The sequence below is a fragment of the Sphingomonas sp. MMS24-J13 genome, from assembly GCF_044905095.1.
Taxonomy (GTDB): domain Bacteria; phylum Pseudomonadota; class Alphaproteobacteria; order Sphingomonadales; family Sphingomonadaceae; genus Sphingomonas_I.
Window position 1 is genome coordinate 1723829 of sequence record NZ_CP173258.1, and the last position, 18093, is coordinate 1741921.

At 65.5% G+C, this 18093-nt stretch carries 20 protein-coding genes and 1 pseudogene; 16 read left to right on the forward strand and 5 right to left on the reverse strand.

The genetic code is table 11. From position 1 onward, the window contains the following. The first annotated feature begins 5 nt into the window (after positions 1-5). Positions 6-596, forward strand: coding sequence for a glutathione S-transferase family protein (locus AB4Z44_RS08135; RefSeq protein WP_404713547.1), 591 nt, complete (start codon positions 6-8; stop codon positions 594-596). On the opposite strand, the gene AB4Z44_RS08140 is transcribed toward AB4Z44_RS08135, so the two are convergent. Further along, a complete protein-coding gene (locus AB4Z44_RS08140) occupies positions 597-2060 on the reverse strand; it encodes an MATE family efflux transporter (protein ID WP_404713548.1) in 1464 nt (487 codons plus the stop codon). A 193-nt stretch (positions 2061-2253) separates the two neighbouring features. On the opposite strand from AB4Z44_RS08140, the gene AB4Z44_RS08145 reads away from it, so the two are divergent. Both AB4Z44_RS08145 and AB4Z44_RS08150 read left to right on the forward strand, forming a co-directional pair. Beyond that, a complete protein-coding gene (locus AB4Z44_RS08145) occupies positions 2254-3657 on the forward strand; it encodes an amino acid permease (protein WP_404713549.1) in 1404 nt (467 codons plus the stop codon). A gap of 36 nt (positions 3658-3693) precedes the next feature. Further along, positions 3694-5124 (forward strand): amidase, encoded by a 1431-nt coding sequence (locus AB4Z44_RS08150; RefSeq protein ID WP_404713550.1) that lies wholly within the window; start codon positions 3694-3696, stop codon positions 5122-5124. 61 nt (positions 5125-5185) lie between these two features. Here AB4Z44_RS08150 and AB4Z44_RS08155 read toward each other — a convergent pair whose 3' ends face one another. After that, positions 5186-6922, reverse strand: a complete 1737-nt coding sequence (locus AB4Z44_RS08155) for a diguanylate cyclase domain-containing protein (protein ID WP_404713551.1) — start codon at positions 6920-6922, stop codon at positions 5186-5188. 207 nt (positions 6923-7129) lie between these two features. Here AB4Z44_RS08155 and AB4Z44_RS08160 point away from each other — a divergent pair, with 207 nt between their 5' ends. Genes AB4Z44_RS08160 through AB4Z44_RS08170 form a run of 3 tightly spaced genes read left to right on the forward strand, consistent with a single transcriptional unit; the run spans position 7130 to position 10201 of the window. Beyond that, positions 7130-7906 carry a hypothetical protein gene (locus AB4Z44_RS08160; RefSeq protein WP_404713552.1) on the forward strand — a complete coding sequence of 259 codons (777 nt, stop codon included), beginning with the start codon at positions 7130-7132 and terminating at the stop codon, positions 7904-7906. Next, entirely contained in the window at positions 7903-9444 is a 1542-nt protein-coding gene (locus AB4Z44_RS08165; protein WP_404713553.1) for an alkaline phosphatase D family protein, read from the forward strand. Before AB4Z44_RS08160 ends, AB4Z44_RS08165 begins: the two co-directional genes overlap by 4 nt. 25 nt (positions 9445-9469) lie before the next feature. Further along, positions 9470-10201: a ParA family protein gene (locus AB4Z44_RS08170; protein ID WP_404713554.1), complete on the forward strand. Its 732-nt coding sequence runs from the start codon at positions 9470-9472 to the stop codon at positions 10199-10201. A 52-nt stretch (positions 10202-10253) separates the two neighbouring features. Here the strand turns inward: AB4Z44_RS08170 and AB4Z44_RS08175 are convergent, their stop codons facing one another. Further along, positions 10254-10427, reverse strand: a complete 174-nt coding sequence (locus AB4Z44_RS08175; RefSeq protein ID WP_404713555.1) for a hypothetical protein — start codon at positions 10425-10427, stop codon at positions 10254-10256. A gap of 126 nt (positions 10428-10553) precedes the next feature. On the opposite strand from AB4Z44_RS08175, the gene AB4Z44_RS08180 reads away from it, so the two are divergent. After that, the gene (locus AB4Z44_RS08180; protein WP_404713556.1) at positions 10554-10736 is read left to right on the forward strand and encodes a hypothetical protein; all 183 of its coding nucleotides are present in this window, start codon (positions 10554-10556) and stop codon (positions 10734-10736) included. A gap of 250 nt (positions 10737-10986) precedes the next feature. On the opposite strand, the gene AB4Z44_RS08185 is transcribed toward AB4Z44_RS08180, so the two are convergent. Together AB4Z44_RS08185 and AB4Z44_RS08190 are read right to left on the reverse strand one after the other, a co-directional pair. After that, on the reverse strand, positions 10987-12636 hold the full coding sequence (locus AB4Z44_RS08185; RefSeq protein ID WP_404713557.1) for an alkaline phosphatase family protein: 1650 nt from the start codon (positions 12634-12636) through the stop codon (positions 10987-10989). A gap of 165 nt (positions 12637-12801) precedes the next feature. After that, a complete protein-coding gene (locus tag AB4Z44_RS08190) occupies positions 12802-12945 on the reverse strand; it encodes a lmo0937 family membrane protein (RefSeq protein WP_404713558.1) in 144 nt (47 codons plus the stop codon). A 248-nt stretch (positions 12946-13193) separates the two neighbouring features. On the opposite strand from AB4Z44_RS08190, the pseudogene ffh reads away from it, so the two are divergent. The 9 genes and pseudogenes from ffh (at position 13194) to rplS (ending at position 17918) form a co-directional block, all read left to right on the forward strand. Next, positions 13194-14698, forward strand: a pseudogene (gene ffh, locus AB4Z44_RS08195) (signal recognition particle protein). A gap of 29 nt (positions 14699-14727) precedes the next feature. Beyond that, positions 14728-15135 carry a 30S ribosomal protein S16 gene (gene rpsP, locus AB4Z44_RS08200; protein ID WP_404713559.1) on the forward strand — a complete coding sequence of 136 codons (408 nt, stop codon included), beginning with the start codon at positions 14728-14730 and terminating at the stop codon, positions 15133-15135. A gap of 75 nt (positions 15136-15210) precedes the next feature. Further along, the gene (locus tag AB4Z44_RS08205) at positions 15211-15363 is read left to right on the forward strand and encodes a hypothetical protein (RefSeq protein WP_404713560.1); all 153 of its coding nucleotides are present in this window, start codon (positions 15211-15213) and stop codon (positions 15361-15363) included. A gap of 28 nt (positions 15364-15391) precedes the next feature. Further along, the gene (gene rimM, locus AB4Z44_RS08210) at positions 15392-15838 is read left to right on the forward strand and encodes a ribosome maturation factor RimM (protein WP_404713561.1); all 447 of its coding nucleotides are present in this window, start codon (positions 15392-15394) and stop codon (positions 15836-15838) included. Positions 15839-15868: 30 nt separating this feature from the next. Beyond that, positions 15869-16159 (forward strand): AbrB/MazE/SpoVT family DNA-binding domain-containing protein, encoded by a 291-nt coding sequence (locus AB4Z44_RS08215; protein ID WP_404713562.1) that lies wholly within the window; start codon positions 15869-15871, stop codon positions 16157-16159. 5 nt (positions 16160-16164) lie between these two features. After that, positions 16165-16533, forward strand: coding sequence for a type II toxin-antitoxin system VapC family toxin (locus AB4Z44_RS08220; protein ID WP_404714191.1), 369 nt, complete (start codon positions 16165-16167; stop codon positions 16531-16533). Then, on the forward strand, positions 16530-16811 hold the full coding sequence (locus tag AB4Z44_RS08225) for a hypothetical protein (RefSeq protein ID WP_404713563.1): 282 nt from the start codon (positions 16530-16532) through the stop codon (positions 16809-16811). The genes AB4Z44_RS08220 and AB4Z44_RS08225 overlap by 4 nt, the downstream gene beginning before the upstream one ends. Next, entirely contained in the window at positions 16808-17536 is a 729-nt protein-coding gene (trmD, locus tag AB4Z44_RS08230; protein WP_404713564.1) for a tRNA (guanosine(37)-N1)-methyltransferase TrmD, read from the forward strand. Before AB4Z44_RS08225 ends, trmD begins: the two co-directional genes overlap by 4 nt. Before the next feature lies 1 nt (position 17537). After that, positions 17538-17918 carry a 50S ribosomal protein L19 gene (gene rplS / locus AB4Z44_RS08235; RefSeq protein ID WP_404713565.1) on the forward strand — a complete coding sequence of 127 codons (381 nt, stop codon included), beginning with the start codon at positions 17538-17540 and terminating at the stop codon, positions 17916-17918. Positions 17919-18093: the final 175 nt, after the last annotated feature.

Consider the following 18093-nt stretch of genomic DNA (forward strand, 5'->3'; position numbering starts at 1 on the left):
GGACGATGCAGATCTTCGGTGACTCGATCTCGGGCAATTGCCTCAAGGTCAAATGGACCGCCGATCTGCTCGCTATTCCCTACGAATGGGTCGAGATCGATATCATGGCCGGCGGCAGCCGGACGCCCGATTTCGTCGCGATGAACCCCGCCGGTCAGGTTCCGGCGATCAGGCTCCCCGACGGCCGCGCGCTCGCGCAATCCAACGCGATCATGCTCTATCTGGCCGAGGGCAGCGCGCTCATCCCCGCCGATCGGTTCGATCGCGCGAAGATGCTGGAGTGGCTGTTCTGGGAGCAATACAGCCATGAACCGGCGGTCGCGGTGGCGCGGTTCCAGGTCCGTTATCTCGGCAAGGGGGCGGCCAATCTCGATCCGAAGCTCGTCGAGAAGAGCAAGGCCGCGCTCGATCGGCTCCAGGCGGGCATCGGCGAAGGCCCTTTCATCCTCGGCGATGCGCTGAGCCTCGCCGATATCGCCCTGGTCGCCTACACCCGCATGGCAGGTGACGGCGGTTTCGATCTCGCGCTTTATCCCGGGCTCCAGCGCTGGATCGCGCGCGTCGAGGATGCGCTGCATCTCAGTCCCTACGCCTGATCACCCCGCCGGATTGATCCGCCCGCCGGGCTCGCTATCCGCCAGGGTGCTCTCGCGCGCCTCCTCCGCGACGACTTCGGTGATCATCGTCGCACGGCGCCAGTTGCCGAAGCGGTAATAGAGCCCCGCCAGCAGCGCGGTGAACATCGATCCGGCCGGGAAGCTCCACCACAATATGTCGGGCCCGAAGGTGGAGAGCAGGCTCCACGCAAAGCCGATCCGCGCGATCAGCACGCCGAAGGTGAGGATCAGCAAAGGCGCCACCACCACGCCATTGGCGCGGATCGTCGCGAACAGCACGAGCGTGATGCCGAACAGGATGAAGCTCCACGTCGCGATCAGGTGGATGTGCCGCGCGATCGGGATGGCCGGGCTGTGCGATCCGAGGAACAGGCTGAAGGCCGGCACGTCGAACAGCATCAGCAGGATCACGACCGCGCCGGTGAGCAGGAAGTTGGCTGCCAAGCCCGATCGCGTGATCTGGCTGACCCGATCCCAGCGCGACGCACCGATATTCTGCGCGACCATCGCCGACACGGCGGTGCCAACCGCCATCGCCGGCATCTGCAGATAGGTCCAGAGCTGCTGCGCCACGCCGTAGGCGGCGGTGACGTTGACGCCCTGACGGTTGACCAGCCCCATCATGAAGATGCCCGAGAAAGTCATCACCAGCATCTGCAGACCCATCGGGAAGCCCTTGGCGGCGATCACCTTGAGCAGCCTGAGATCGGGGATGACGAAGCGCAGTTCGGCGCCGTGGAGCGCGATCGGCAGCTTGCGGACGTAGATGTAGATCGTGACCCCGATCAGCACGACATAGTTGGCGATCAGGGTCGTGAAGGCCGATCCGGCAATCCCCATGGCCGGCACCGGCCCGAAACCGCGGATGAAGAAGGGGTTGAGCCCCGCATCCAGCACGACGTTCAGGATCATGAAGAAGAAGGGCGTCATCGAATTGCCGATCCCGCGCAACGCGGTCGAGATCAGCACGCCGAGGAACATCGGCGGCATAGCGAGGAAGATCACGCGCAGATAAGCGAGCGCATAGGGCGTCGCCGACGGCGGGGTCCCGAGCAGATGCAACAGCTGGGGTGCCGTGATCCATCCGAACGCGCCGATGAGGATCGACACGACCGTGAACAGCCCAACGCCCGTACCGAACGCGCGGCGAGCCCCGGTGATGTCGCCCCGCCCCATGCTCTGCCCGACCAGGATCGTCGCCGCCATACCGAAGCCGAAGCCGAACGAGAACATCAGGAACATGATCAGGTTGGCGTTGGCAGAGGCCGCCAGCGCGCTCTCGCCGATCAGCCGCCCGATCCAGACCGCATTGACCGAACCGTTCAGCGACTGAAGGACGTTCGATCCCAGCGTCGGCAAGGCGAACAGCAGCAACGTGCGGGCGATCGGCCCCTGGGTGAGGTCATAGCGCCCCTTTCCCGGTTGTTGCCGTGCACCTGTCATGATTCATCCCCTTATCGGGACTGCCATGCACGCCGCACACGGGCGAGTTCAATCGAAAATCCCTTATCACGCGTACTGTTCTATCGGTTCGGGAGATCCTTCCGGAACAACGCGGACCCGAAGCCCCACGCGCGCCGGTTGAGTTCGCCCGTAAAAGCGCACATCGTTCCGGCCGATAGCAAAGGGGATAGCAGTGAGCTTGTTGAGGCGGAAATCGTTCAGCGCGGCGCCCCCGCACGGCAGCGCGCGACTGGTCCCCAGCCTGTCCTGGCCGCACCTTCTGGCGCTCGGCGTCGGATCGATCGTCGGTACCGGGATCCTGACCCTGATCGGGGTCGGGGTGGATCGTGCGGGACCGGCGGTCCTCCTCTCCTTCGCGATCGCGGGCGCGATCTGCGCCTGCGCGGCGCTCGCCTATGCCGAGATGGCGACGATGATGCCCGCCGCCGGCAGCGCCTACACCTACAGCTATGCCGTGCTCGGCGAGCTGATCGCCTGGGTCGTGGGGTGGAGCCTGATCCTCGAATATAGCCTGGTCGTGTCCACCGTCGCGGTCGGCTGGTCGGGCTACGCCTCCCCGCTCCTGACCGGCATCGGTTTCCCTGCAGCCCTCACGCAGGGCCCGGCGCTCGGCGGACTGATCAATCTGCCGGCGATCGTGATCATCGCCATCGTCGCCGGCCTGCTCATGTTCGGCACGAGCGAGAGCGCGCGGCTCAACACCATCCTGGTGGCGATCAAGATCGCCACGCTCTCGCTGTTCGTGGCGGTGACCCTGCCGCATTTCGACACGCACAACCTCCACCCGTTCATGCCGCACGGCTTCGTCAAGACGCATGGCGCGGACGGGGTCGATCGCGGGGTGATGGCGGCGGCGGCGATCATCTTCTTCGCCTTCTACGGCTTCGACGCGATCTCGACCGCGGCAGAAGAGGCCAAGCGCCCCGAGCGCGACCTGACGATCGGCATCGTCGGGTCGATGGTGGCGTGCACGATCATCTATGTCCTCGTCGCCGCCGCAGCGGTCGGGGCATTGCCTTATACCCGCTTCGCCGACAGCCCCGAGCCGCTGGCGCTGATCCTGCGTCAGATGGGCCAAGGCGGGATTGCGCGGATCGTCGCGATCGCCGCGATCATCGCGCTGCCGACCGTCCTGCTCGGCTTTCTCTACGGCCAGAGCCGGATCTTCCTCGTCATGGCACGCGACGGCTTCCTGCCGACCCCACTCGCCAAAATCTCCAGGCGCGGCACGCCAGCGCGGATCACGATCCTCACCGCCATCCTGGTCGCGATTCTGGCCGGACTGCTGCCGATCGACCAGATCGCGGCCCTGGCCAATGCCGGCACGCTGATTGCCTTCATGTCGGTCGGCGCCTGTCTGATCGTGATGCGCCGGCGTGCGCCGGACGCCCCCCGCCCCTTCAAAGTGCCGCTGGGCATCGTCGTGGGGCTCGGCGCGATCCTGGGCTGCCTCTATCTGTTCATCAGCCTGCCGACGAAGACGATCCTGTGGTGTTTCGGGTGGAACGCGTTCGGGTTGCTCGTCTATTTCACCTATGGGCGCGCGAACGCCGTTCTCGGGCGCGAACGAAGCTAAGAAAAGCGGCCGGAAGCCGCACATCGGGAGAGACCTATGGCCGACGCCGACCTCGCCTTCGCCCCTGCGACCGAGCAGTTGCGCCTGCTCGAAGCAGGACGGATCAGCGCCTGCGATCTGCTCGAGCTCTATCTCGATCGCGTCGATCGCTTCAATCCGACCTACAATCTCGTGGTCGCAGAGGATCGCGATCGCGCGCGAAAAACCGCAGCCGAAATCGACCGCCGTCGCGCCGAGGGGAGGACGCTCGGGCCGCTCGCCGGCCTTCCGATCACGATCAAGGATTCGTTCGAAGTCACCGGCATGCCGACGACGTGCGGGCTGGAACAGCTTCGCGACCACCGCCCCGAGGCCGACGCGGACGCGGTGGCGTTGTTGCGCGAGGCGGGCGCCAATATCTTCGGAAAGACCAATCTGCCGGCCGGTGCGAGCGACTGGCAGTCGTTCAATCCGGTCTATGGGATGAGCCGCAATCCGTGGAACCCCGGGCACACGGTGGGTGGCTCGTCCGGCGGTGCCGCAGGCGCGGTCTCGGCGGGCCTGACCGCGTTCGAGCTTGGCAGCGACATCGGCGGATCGATCCGCATTCCCGCGCACTTTTGCGGCGTGTTCGGGCACAAATCGACCTACGGCCTGGTGCCGTTGCGCGGGCATATCCCGCCCCCGCCGGGCATGCTGAGCCAGCCGGAGCTTGGCGTCGCAGGCCCGATCGCGCGCAGTGCGAAGGATCTCGCGCTGCTGCTGTCGATCATGGGCTCGCCCCTTCCGCCCGCGCGCCGGGAGAGCCTCAGGGATTTTCGGATCGGCGTCTGGATGGGCGATGGCGCCTATCGCGTCGACGGCGCCTATCGCCGCGCGCTCGAAGATCATATCGCTGCGCTCCGCAAGGCAGGCGCCACCATCGCCGAGGTTTCGCTGCCGGTCGATCCGCAGCAGAGCTATGAGACCTACCTGCAAGTTTTGTTCGCGATCGTCGGCGCACCGGCGCCGCAGGAGGCCGATGCATTCGAACGGCTCGCCGATCGCGACGAGACCGGCATCGCCGCCAAGCTCGCGCGCTACATGCGATCGTCGCTCGGCGACTGGTTCCGGTTGGCCGAAGTCCGCGCGCAGCTGTTCCGATCCTGGGCCGGCTTCTTCCAGGATTATGACGTGCTGCTTTGCCCCGCCGTCCCCGTGGTCGCGTTCGAGCATATGGCCGAAGGTAGCGGCGTTCATTCGGATCAGCTGTTCCGGCGCGTCTCGATCGACGGGCAACCCGCCCCGTATCTCGATTTCACCTGGCAGGGGCTCGCTTTGGTCGCCAACCTCCCCGCGACCGTGATGCCGACCGGCCGGTTCGTCGACGGCCTGCCTGCCGGGCTGCAGATCATCGGCCCCTATGGCGAGGATCTGACCACGATCCGTTTCGCCGATCTGGCGGCCGAGGCGGCCGGCGGTTTCACGCCGCCACCGGCTTTGCGGTAGGACCGAGGCGCATGGCGGCGGAAGGATGAGGGTGGAGAAGCTGGCGTCGGCAGCGTTTCCGTCACTCCCACTCGAAGGCAATCTGATCCTGCGCAAGCGCCTCGCGCCAAGGCTCCTCCACACCGTGAAAGGAGATCCGGTCGCGCCCGCCGTGCTTGGCATCGTACAGCGCGCGATCGGCCATGCCATAAAGCCGCTGGAAGGTCGTCGCGGCATGCCCGCGCGCGACGCCGATGCTCACCGTCACGCGGCGGTGGCGGCTGACCTCGCCATGATCGCAGGCGCCGAGATCGACGCGGATCAGATCGGCGAACTGGCCGAGCGCGAAGGCGTTGAGGCCGCTCACCGCCAGCACGAACTCCTCGCCGCCGAGACGCCCGGCAAGGCACAGCTCGCGCTCCCACAGCTTCAGCCGGGTGGCGATGGCGCACAACACTTCGTCGCCCACTTCGTGCCCGAACGTGTCGTTGATCGATTTGAAATGATCGACGTCGATCAGCAACAGCGCGAATTCGACATCGGCATTGGCCGGATCGCCGAAGAGGATGCGAGTCCGGTTGATGAAGCCGCGCCGGTTGAGCAGCCCGGTCAGCGGATCGCGGTTGGCGAGCTCGCCCATTTCGGTCTCGGCCGCGCGCGCCGCATCGCGCTCGATCCGCAGCCGGGCGAAACGCACGGTCGCCGCGATCGACAGCCAGACGGTCTGGAAGGCGCAGGCGAACAGAACCGCGATCTGCGATCCGCCGCCGAACAATGCCTCGCCCAGATCGACATATTCGGTGATGCCGAGCACCAGCATCGGCACCGCCCACGCGAATGCCAGATCGCGCGCTTCGGTACTGCCCGCGCGCCAGGCGATCGCAATGCAGACCGAAACCGCGATCAGGTCGCATGCCAGAGTGAGCGACAGAAATGCCCCGAGCAGATCGAGCATCGCGCCGTTGGACAAAGCCGCAGGGATGCCAAGCACGAAATTGGCCACGCCGAGGCCCAGCGTCGCCGCACGCAACCAACCCGGCATGATCGTTCGATCGAAAGCGGTGACCACGCTGAATGTCGCGACCATGACCGCGGTGCAAGCGAGGAAGGTTGAGATCTGCGACGCGCTCGTGCCGGCCACGCCCGGTACGAAGATCAGCGCGAATTGCGACCAGAGCATCCCCCAAACGAAAACCGACGCCGCCCATGCGCCGTGCCACGCGAGATATTGGCGCTTCACCGCCACCGCGAGACTGAAATTGTAGATCGCGCCGACCAGCAGCAGGATCAAGGCAGCCCCGATCAGTGCCGAGGCGATCGCCATGTCGCGTCCGGCGAGCGACACCGGCATCATCCGCGCGCGCAGCAGGGTCGCCGAGGCGAGATGATCGAACCGCAGCACGACGCTGACCGGCAGATCGGCGCCGGCCGGCGCCAAGAACACCAGCTGCGCCCCGACCCGCCAGCGATCGCCATAATTGCCGCGGCGTACCTCCTGGCGGACGACATGCCCGTCACGATAGGCGAAAAAGACGGCGAGCCGGTCGAACCGCGACTGGTGAACCAGCACAGCGAAGCCGTCCCCCTGCCGCGTGATCGGCGCCGGGTCGGCCCGGATCCAGAGCGAGGCCGACTGATAGGCTTCTGGCTCTCCGGTGCAGGTGAAATGCAGATCGGTCACGGCTGCGTCGGGCAGGCTCCCGGCGGTGACCGCATAACAGCCCGTGCGGCCGATCCTGATCAATTCCGCCTCGGCAGCGGGCGCGGTCAGCAGAGCCAGCAGGAGCAGCCAAATCAATGAGAAGCAGCGAAGAGCCATATAAGCATCATTATGGAGGGATCTGATCGTTTCGATCCCGTTAAGCAAGCCTTTGGCGACGATTGTAAGCGTCCAGGCTCGCGGTGCGACGGACCGATCGGCCCGTCATCCGATTGTCATGAGAGCGGCCTAGCCCACCGCGATATCCGGTGCCGGCCAATCGATGCGCTGGCCGGATAGGATGCGGAGGCGTATCGATCGCTGCTGATGTTTGGCGTACTCCTCCTCGCCCCATTGCTGACGCTGACCGCAACCGAAGTGCGGCGCGTGCCCGCCACTGATGCGGGTCAGGGCGTCGCGTCCGACGGGCGGTACGTCTATGCGATCGACAATCACAGTGTCGCCCGGATCGATCCGACGAGTGCGAAGGTGGTGGCGCGCTGGGATGGCGATCCGGCCAAATTCAAGCATATCAATAGCTGTACGGTGGATGGCGGTGTGCTGATCTGTGCCGCCTCCAACTATCCGGACGTCCCGATGGAAGGGATGATCGAGCGGTTCGATGCCCGATCGCTCGAACACCAGTCGACCCGGCAACTCGTCGACGTCCCCGGCTCGCTCACCTGGACGATGCGACATGACGGGGCCTGGTGGGCCTGCTTCGCCAATTATGATGGGCGCGGCGGCACGCCCGGGCGCGACCATCGCTTCACCACGCTGGTCCGCTACGACGATCGGTGGCGTGAACAGGCGCGCTGGACCTTTCCCGATACGGTGCTGGAGCGGATGGCGCCGCGCAGCGCCTCAGGCGGCGCCTGGGGCCAGGACGGGCTGCTCTACGTGACCGGTCACGATCGCGCCGAACTCTATGCGCTGCGGGTGCCAGTACGCAGCGGCGTGCTGGAGCATGTCGCCACGATCACGATCCCGACCGGCGGCCAGGCGATCGCCTGGGACGCGCGCGATCCGCGGCTGCTCTGGTCGATCGAGCGGCATACGCATGAGCTTGTCGCGAGCCGCGTTCCGGAGGTCCTGCCCAAATGACCCTGCTCACCCGTCGCGCGATGATCGCGGCCCCTGCCCTTTTGACGTTGGCCGCGCGCGGTTGGGCGGCGGGGGGCGATTATCCGTTCAAGCTCGGCGTCGCCTCGGGCGATCCGTCGTCCGACGGCATGGTGCTGTGGACCCGGCTCGCGCCCAGCCCGCTCGATCCCGGTGGCGGGATGGGCAACCGCACGGTGGCGGTGCGCTGGGAATTGGCGGCCGACGAGCATTTCGCGCACATCCTCCGCCACGGCGAGGCAATCGCCGAGCCCGCCTGGGGCCATTCGGTCCATGTCGAGCCGCGCGGCCTCGCGCCGGGTCGCCATTATTGGTATCGTTTCATGGCCGGCGGCGAGACGAGCCCGGTTGGCCGCACCCGCACCGCGCCTTTGCCGGGCGCGATCCCCGATCGGCTTCGTTTCGCCTTCTGCTCGTGCCAGAAATACGAGCCGGGCTATTATGCGGCCTACCGCCACATGGTGGCGGACGATCCCGATCTGATCTTGTTCCTCGGCGATTATATCTACGAAAAGGGTGCGGAAGGGACCGCGAACGTCCGCCTCCACAATCTGTCCGAAGCGCGCGACGTGCCGACCTATCGCCAGCGTTACGCGCTCTACAAACTCGATCCCCTGCTCCAGGCCGCGCACCATGCCGCGCCCTGGGCGACGACATGGGACGATCACGAGGTCGCCAACGATTACGATCTGTTTCTCGACGAGTTCAACAGCGATCCGGTCGCCTTCGTCAAACGGCGCGCGGCGGCCTATCATGTCTATTGGGAGAATATGCCGCTGCGGGCGACGTCACGCCCCGATGCGAGTGGCGCGATGCAACTCTACCGCACGCTCGACTGGGGTGGGCTCGCCCAGTTCCAGATCCTCGACGATCGCCAATATCGCGGACCCCGCGCCTGCCAGCCGCCCGAACTGATCGCAAAGCATATCGACTATGTGAAATTGGTGCAGGACTGCCCCGATCTCCATGCCGATCGGACGATGCTCGGGCGCACGCAGGAAAAGTGGCTGAACGGCGTGCTCGGCCGCACGAAGGCGAAGTGGAACGTCATCGCCCAGCAGACGATCATGTCGAGCCTCAAGCGGGTGAATCCCGCCGACGAGAAGGGCCCGATCGTCTATTCGGCCGACGTCTGGGCCGGTTATCCGGTGGCGCGCGACCGCATCCTGAGCACCTGGCGCGATGCGCGAACGCCCAATCCCTTCGCGATCGGCGGCGATATCCACTCGTTCGAGGCCGCCGATATGCGCCTCGACCCGGATGGCCCACCGGTCGGCTCCGAGTTCGTCGGCGGATCGATCACCTCATTGTTCCACGATCCGTTCCTGAAGCAGGAGGCGAAGCGCAGCGGCGTTCTCTATGCCGAAAATGAAGTGCGCGGTTATGGCCGGGTGGATCTGACCGCGAAGGATGCGCAGATCACGTTCCGCGGCCTCGCCAGTGCACTGCGCGAGGACAGCCCGATTTCGGATATCGCCCATTTCGCGATCGAAGCCGGCCGGCCGGGCATTCAGGTTTGACCCGGATCATGGTAGCGTACCGGTGATGGCAAATATCGCAGTCTACAGCTCGAAGGGTGGGGTTGGGAAAACCAGCCTCTCGGTCAATCTGGCATGGGCGGCGGCAACGCTCTCCAGCCGCCGGACCTTGCTGTGGGACCTCGACGCGCAGGCCGCCGCGAGCTTCATCCTCGCGCCGAAGCGCAAGGGTGGCGACGAGGCGCGCGCGGTGATCGAGCGCGACCTGTCGCCGACCAAATTGATCGTGCCGACCGGCATCCCCAACCTCGACCTGCTCCCCGCCGACGCCTCGCTGCGCACGCTCGACCTGCTGTTCGCCGGGCTCGACAGCAAGAAGAGGCTGCTGCGCATCTCGGAGGATCTGGAGAAGAGCTACGATCGCATCATCATCGATTGCCCGCCAGGGCTGGGCGTCACCGCCGAGCAGATCATCCGCGGCGCCTCGCTGATCCTGCTGCCACTGATTCCCTCGGCGCTATCGACCCGGGCGGCCGATGAATTGATCCACCACCTCGGCGGCCGCAAGAAGGGCGCGCCGCCGGTGCTGCCGGTGTTCAACCTGGTCGACCGCCGCCGTCTCGCCCACAAGTCGGCGCTGGAGGGCGCGCCGGACCAGCATGTCATCCCGATGGCCAGCGCGGTCGAGCAGATGGCGGATCGGCATGCCCCGGTCGGGGTCTATGCGCCGCGCGCTCCGGTGACCAAAGCCATTGCAGCGCTGTGGACCGACGTGGAACGGCAGCTGACACGGGGATAAACATCGCGGCAGGTCGTTGCAGACCTGCGCGTCGCGCTCACGAGAACAAGCCTCAGGTCGTCCGCGACATTTTGCCGCTTGCGGGCGGACGTCCGACCGACTCCTCCTCGGCCTCTTTCACGCTCTCGGCCGTGCCCAGCTTCGGATCGCGGGCGGGGGTACCCACTCGCGCGTCGCGATTGACGCCGGTGAGGTCCGAACTCGGTCCTGCGGGAGGTGGTTTCATCAGCTCAAGTCCTTTCTGTTTCGGGTTCAACCCCCGTCGCACAGTAAAGGGCCCGCAAATTTTCGCTTTTCACGATCGGGCTCATTCCCCTTCGCTCCGCGTTGTCTGGCCGAAGAGGATGAACCTATGGATGGAATCGGTCTCGTCGCGATAATTGGCGGTATCCTGCTCGCCCTGGCGTTGATCTTTGTCGTGATCAGCAACAGCCGTCGCAGCCGTCAGGATGTGCGGCGCACGGAGCAAGGCACCAAGGATCTCTACAAGAACGTCGAAAGACAAGATCAGGGATCGGATCCCGATCATTCCTGATCGCCGTGCGGTACCGGCGCGGCGACGGGCGGTAATTGTCGGTCGCGGGCAAAGCGGGCGATGGCGTCCGCCAGGGGCGGGCGGCAGGAGGATGAAGACACGATCGCTCGACACATGGATCGATGAATGTCGCGCGCACCGCATATCGGATCGCACGATGTGGGCAGTCGGCCGCAAAGGCGCCCCCGAGCGTGCCATTCGCAGCGGCGATCACGATGAGGGAAGCCCGAAATAACGGGTCATAACGGCCTTACTTGCACGCCGCCACCACCTCGACGCACTTTCCATCCACCTTCGGCGTCGCAATCCCCGCCACGGCCGCGAGCGTCGGCGCGATGTCGACCGTCTCGATCGGCTCCTTGCGCGCATCGGCGCTCACGCCCGGCCACCAGAACAGGATCGGCACGCGCCGGTCATAATCCCACGGCGATCCGTGTCCCGCGACATAATCGCCGGGCCCGCGCGGCATGCCGATCGTGGTATACTCCGCGAAGGCGACCTGGATGTCGCCGCTGCGTTCCTTGTCGTAGCTTTCGTTGTAGCGCTCGGCAAAGGTCAGATCGGTCACCGGCTTGCCCGCGGGCGGCGCCGCGGCGATGGTCTCGTCGGCGGTGAAGACCTTGTAGACCTCGGGCCGCCCCTTCAGCCATTCGACCGCCGCATCGCGCACCTTCGCCTTCAGCGCCGCATCGGGACCGACATTGATCGAAAGCTGCTGCGGATCGTCGCCGACGATCGCCTCGAACGGGAGATCGAGCTTCTTCGACAGCGCGTCGTTGAGCTGCTTGACGAACGCGACCGGATCGAGCCGGTGCGCATCGAGCCCATGCTGCGCCGACCGCTCGGCCGCATCGATCCCGCCATGATCGGCGGTCAGCACGATCATGTAGGGCACTTTCAGACTATCGAGCTTGGCGATGAGCCGGCCGAGCGTCTGGTCGATCGCCGCCTGCTGGACGCACATTTCCGGCCCACCCGCGCCATAACGATGGCCGATATAATCGTTCGACGAGAAGCTCAGCGCGAGCAGGTCGATGGCGGGGCCGTGGCCGATCTTGTCGCGATCGATGATCGTCTCGGTGAAGTCGAGCATCATCGGATCGAACATCGGCGACACCCGGAACTGGTCCTGGAAATCGGTGCGCGCGAGGAAATTGGCGCCGGTCTCGACCCCGTTCGACTGATCGGGCGGGATCTTGCCCGACAGCCTGATCTTGCCGAACGATTGCGGCTGCTCGAGCTTCGCGCATTCGGCCGAAACGGTCGACGGCCACAGCACCGGCGGCTTGGCCTTCCACCTGGCGAACAAAGCGGCGTCGAACGCCTTCGCCGGCGCCAGCACCGCCGGCGTCGCCGGGCCGGCGAAGGACGAGGTCATGAAGCCGTCGCCATCATTCCACCAATAGACCGCATCGGCATGATGCCCGCCCATCATGATCGCCGCGCGATCCTTGCCCGAGATCGAGAAGACGCGCGAACCCGGCTTGGCCTGTTTGAGCCAGTCGCCGAAGGTGTCGACCCGCAGATTCTGCGGGCCGCGTGCAGCCGGATCGGCGGTGCCCTTGACCGCGACGCAATAGACGGAAGAGCCCGAACTCACGTCGAACCAGTTGTTGGCGACGATGCCCGTTCCCGATGGGTGGCGACCGGTGAGAATGGTCGAGTGACCCGGGCATGTCTCCGTCGCGGCGTGGCTCTGATAGCCGGTGAAGGCGATGCCGTCGGCAAGCTGCCTGAGCCCGCCGGTGTAGGTCGGGCGGTATTTCTCGAACAGATCCCAGGCGAACTGGTCGATCGAGATGGCGACGATCAACTTGGGTGCCGGTGGTGCCGCCGCGGCCGAGCCGGCCAGCCCCAGCGCGGCCGCCATCGCCGCAAAACCCGTCCGCAAACGCCGCATGTCTCGATCTCCAACCGTTGCCCGTCGCGTGGACAAGCGCGGTTGCAGATTTATGACATGCGGCAAGCATTCTACTCGTCGCCCCAGCGCAGGCTGGGGCCTCAGGATGTCAGGGAGCGCCCTAACCTCCTGAGATGCCAGTCTTCGCTGGCATGACGGATTGGGCTATACGCGACGCCCGGTGAACAGCTGCACCAGACCGACGATCAGCGCGACCACGAGAATGATATGGATCAGACCGCCGGCGATATGGAGGCTGAAGCCAAGCAGCCAGAGAATGAGCAGGATGGCGACGATCGTCCAAAGCATGGTGATTCCTCTCGCTTGAGCGTGAGCCCGCTTAACGACATTGTGACGGTTACGTTCCGGCGGCGGCATGACCCTCGCAACCACCGCGCTTGAAGTCGCAGGGCTTTTTCGTTAAGGGCCCGCCATCCGTTCCCGACGAACGAGACGAATAAGCACGACTCCCCGAGCGGAGCGTGTGTGCCGGCCGACGAGGTTTCGTCCGCCGGCTCGTTTTGCGTTGGGGGCAATTTGAGTGAGGTAAGGCCTTCATGTTCGACAGCCTGAGCGATCGGCTTTCAGCGACCTTCGACCGCCTGCGCGGCCGTGGTGCGCTGACCGAAGCCGATGTGCGCGGTGCGATGCGCGAAGTCCGCATCGCCCTGCTCGAGGCCGACGTCGCGCTGCCGGTGGTGCGCGACTTCGTCGACAAGGCGACCGAGGCCGCGGTCGGCCAGAACGTGCTGCGCTCGGTCACGCCGGGCCAGCAGGTCGTCAAGATCGTCCATGACGAACTGATCGCGATGCTCGGCGCCGAGACCGCCGATCTCGATATCGCCGTCACCCCGCCCGCGATCATCATGATGGTCGGCCTGCAGGGTTCGGGCAAGACCACCTCGACCGCCAAGATCGCCAAGCGGCTCAAGGAGCGTTCGGGCAAGAAGGTGCTGATGGCGTCGCTCGACGTCAATCGCCCGGCCGCGCAGGAACAGCTCGCCGTGCTCGGCACGCAGGCCGACGTCGCGACCTTGCCGATCATCGCCGGCCAGACGCCGGTCCAGATCGCCCAGCGCGCATTGGGCGCCGCCAAGCTGCAGGGCTTCGACGTCCTGCTGCTCGACACCGCCGGCCGCCTCCACGTCGACCAGCAGCTCATGGACGAGATGAAGGCGGTCGCCGACATCGCGAAGCCCAACGAGATATTGCTCGTCGTCGATGCGCTGACCGGTCAGGACGCGGTCAACGTCGCGACCAACTTCTCCGAACAGGTGCCGCTGACCGGCGTCGTGCTGACCCGTATGGACGGCGATGCGCGCGGTGGTGCGGCGCTGTCGATGCGCGCCGTCACCGGCAAGCCGATCAAGTTCGCCGGCACCGGCGAGAAGCTCGACGGACTCGAGCCCTTCCACCCCGAGCGCGTCGCCGGCCGCATCCTCGGCATGGGCGACGTCGTCAGCCTGGTCGAGCGCGCCGCCGAGACGATCCAGGTCGAGGAGGCCGAGAAGCTCGCCGAGCGGATGAGCAAGGGCCAGTTCGATCTGAACGACCTGCGCTCGCAGCTCAACCAGATGCGCCGCATGGGCGGCCTGTCGGGCCTTGCGTCGATGTTGCCCGGCGTAAAGCAGGTCAAGCAGGCGATGGCCAACGGCGCCGCCGACGACAAGATCCTCGTGCGGATGGACGCGATCATCGGATCGATGACGCCGAAGGAGCGCGCCAGGCCCGAACTGATGGCCGCCAAGCGCAAGATCCGCGTCGCCAAGGGATCCGGCACCACGGTGCAGGACGTCAACAAGCTCCTGAAGATGCATCAGGAGATGGCGACCATGATGAAGAAGATGAAGAAGATGGGCGGCCTCGCCAAGATCGGCGCCATGTTCGGCGGCGGCAAGGGTGGCGGCGGGCTGGGTGGATTAGGCGGCGCCGGTGCGGCCGACATCGAATCCATGCTCGGCGGCGCGGGGCTTCCCCCGGCGGCATGCCCGGCCTTCCCGGCCCCGGCGGCGGCCAGCAGGGCCTGCCCCCCGGCTTCCAGAATTTCCTGAAGAAACGCTAACAACCATTTGAAGTAGAAGGAAGAATAGAATGTCCGTTTCGATCCGCCTGTCGCGCGGTGGCGCCAAGAAGCGTCCTTATTATCGTATCGTCGTCGCGAACTCGCGCTCGCCGCGCGATGGCTCGTTCATCGAGAAGATCGGCACCTACAACCCGCTCCTCGCCAAGGATGACGCCAAGCGCGTCGTGCTCGACACCGAGCGCGCCAAGCATTGGCTGTCGGTCGGCGCGCAGCCGACCGATCGCGTCGCCCGCTTCTTCGATGCCGCCGGCATCAAGGAGCGTGCTGCCCGTTCCAACCCGAGCAAGGGTGTTCCGGGCGAGAAGGCCAAGGAGCGCGCCGAAGAGCGTGCTGCCAAGCTGGCCGAAGCCAATGCCGCGGCCGAAGCCGAGACGGTCGAAGTCGTCGCCGAGGCGATCGAGGAAGCGACCGCCTGATTTTCGGGCACGTTTCCTGGCACCCGGACATGATCCGCGCGTTCTCTTTGTTCCCAAAGGATAAAGAGACGCGCCATGGCCATTCAACCTCCCCCGTCCGCTGAGGCTCCCGCCAAAGATGCCGAAACCGACGGAACGAAGCTCTTCAACGAAGGCAAGTCCGCCCAGGCACCCGCCGAAGGCGCCGACGGCGCCAGCCCCCCCACCGAAGGTTCCGCCAAAGGCTGAGCCGGCGGCGGCGGGCGGCGAGCGGACGGTGACGCTTGCCGCCATTGCCGGCGCGCACGGCATCGGCGGCGAGGTGAAGCTCAAGCTCTTCACCGATGATCTGGCGCCTTATCGCAGTTTCAACGACGGCACGCTGACGATCAAGAGCCTGCGCGGCCTGATCGCCCGCTTCGCCGAAATCCCCGATCGCACCGCCGCCGAAAGGATGCGCGGCACCGCCCTGACAGTCCCGCGCTCGGCTTTGCCGCCGCTGGAGGATGGCGAATATTATCACGCCGATCTGATCGGTCTGCCCTGCGTGACGCCCGAAGGGGCCGCGCTGGGCGAGGTCGTGGCGGTGGAGAATTTCGGCGCGGGCGACGTGATCGAGATCGCCCGCCCCGATGGCAAGACGTTCATGGTGCCGATGCGCGCCGACGCCGTTCCCGACTGGAATGCCGAGCGAATGGTGGTGGACGAGCGGTTCGCGGGTTAGTATATACGGAATGTATATACGGAGGCTCCCATGAGCGACGAATATCGTGCCAAGGTTTTCAAGTCGGGCAACTCCTACGCTTTGCGCCTTCCCAAGGCGCTGGGGCTGACCGAGGGCGACGAGATGATGATCGTGCGCGAGGATCGGGCGGTATTTCGGATGGAGGCGATCGATCGGCCGAAGCGCAAGATCGATGTCAGCAAATTTGCCGGCAAGGCGCCGTGGCTTAAGCCGCTGACGCCCCAAGAGCGCGAACTCGGTGATGCCCCGCGGATCTGGGATAGCCCGGACTGGAAGGATCGGCGGAGCGATCCATCGTGAATTTCATGCTCGATACCAACAGTGCGATCTATCTGCTGAATGGCCTCAGCCAGCCACTGATCGATCGGATCGCAGAATGCGAAGAGGGCTCGATCGTCCTCTCGACGATCGCCTTTGCCGAAGTTGCGATGGGATCGGCGAACGGAAAACCGCCGCCGATCGCCCTCCTCGATGCCTTCCTGTCGGAAGTGCCGCTGGTTTCGTTCGACGAGGCGGCGGCGCGGACCTATGCCCGGCTACCGTTCAAACGCGCCCGGCTCGATCGGCTGATCGCGGCGCATGCCCTTTCGCTCGATTTGACCGTTATCACGGCCGACGAAGGCGGTTTCGCCGACATACCCGGCCTCAAGGTCGAGAACTGGACGCTCGCATGACGCTCGACACACTCTTCCTGATGATCGTCCTGATCTATCTCGTGCTGATCGCCTATGGCGTTGTCGGCATGCTCAAGCGCAAGATGGTCGGGCGCCCCAAGCGCGTGACCGAGATCCTGATCGTATTGGTGCCGCCCGCGATGATCGCGGGTTTGTTGACGGCCTCGGGCGAAGGCGGGGTGGTGATCCAGTGGGGCCTGTTCATCGGCGCCATGCCGATCGCAGGCGCGATCGTGGTCGTGCTGACCGAATTGATCGCGCGTCGCATCGAACCGTGAGCTTCGCCGCCACCGTCCTGACCCTCTATCCGGAGATGTTTCCCGGCCCGCTCGGTCTCAGCCTGGCGGGCCGGGCGATGGGCGACGGGAAATGGTCGCTCGAGACGATCCAGATCCGCGACTTCGCCACCGACAAGCACCGCTCGGTCGACGACACGCCGGCAGGGGGAGGCGCGGGCATGGTCATGCGCGCCGACGTCCTCGCGTCGGCGCTCGACAGCGTCGCCGACGATCGCCCGATCCTCGCCATGAGTCCACGCGGTGCGCCGCTCAGCCAGGCGCGCGTGCGCGAACTGGCGAACGGCCCGGGCGTCACCATCATCTGCGGCCGGTTCGAAGGGATAGACGAGCGTCTGTTCGAAGCGCGCCCGATCGAACTCGTCTCGATCGGCGATTTCATCTTGTCGGGCGGCGAGATCGGCGCGCTGATCGTGCTCGATGCTTGCGTTCGGCTGCTTCCCGGCGTAATGGGCGCGCCTTCCAGCGGAGATGAAGAGAGCTTCGAAAGCGGCCTTCTCGAATATCCGCATTATACCCGACCTGTCGAATGGGAAGGGCGCACGATCCCCGAAGTGCTGCGATCGGGGGATCATGCGAAGATCGCGGCATGGCGCAAGGCGCAGGCCGAGATCGATACACGGTCACGGAGACCGGACCTATGGGAGCGCCACGGTGGCGTTCGGGTCCAGCCTCCCTCTGGCGCGCGGCACGAGAAGGAAGATTGAGATGAACCTCCTCCAGCAGATCGAGGCGGAGAATATCGCCGAATTGACCGCCAAGCGCGCAATTCCCGAATTCCGCCCCGGTGACACCGTCAAGGTCGGCGTGAAAGTCGTCGAAGGCGAGCGCAGCCGCGTTCAGTCCTATGAAGGCGTGTGCATCGCGCGTTCGAACAAGGGCATGGGCAGCAGCTTCACCGTCCGCAAGATTTCGTTCGGCGAGGGCGTCGAGCGCGTCTTCCCGCTCTATTCGCCGAACATCGATTCGATCGAAGTCGTCCGCAAGGGCGTCGTGCGTCGCGCGAAGCTCTATTATCTGCGTGGCCGTACCGGCAAGTCGGCGCGTATCGCCGAGCGGCGCGACAATCGCGAGAAGACCAGCGCTTAAGGGCCGGGTTTCTCGAGACGGTTCAAGAGCCGGTCCGCAGATGTGCGGGCCGGCTTTTTTCTTGTTCGTCCAATAATTCTATCCGAACAAAATCTCTTCGTCATGCTGAACTCGTTTCAGCATCCACCGGGCCACACGCACGGACGGTGCGGATGCTTGGTGGACCCTGAAACAA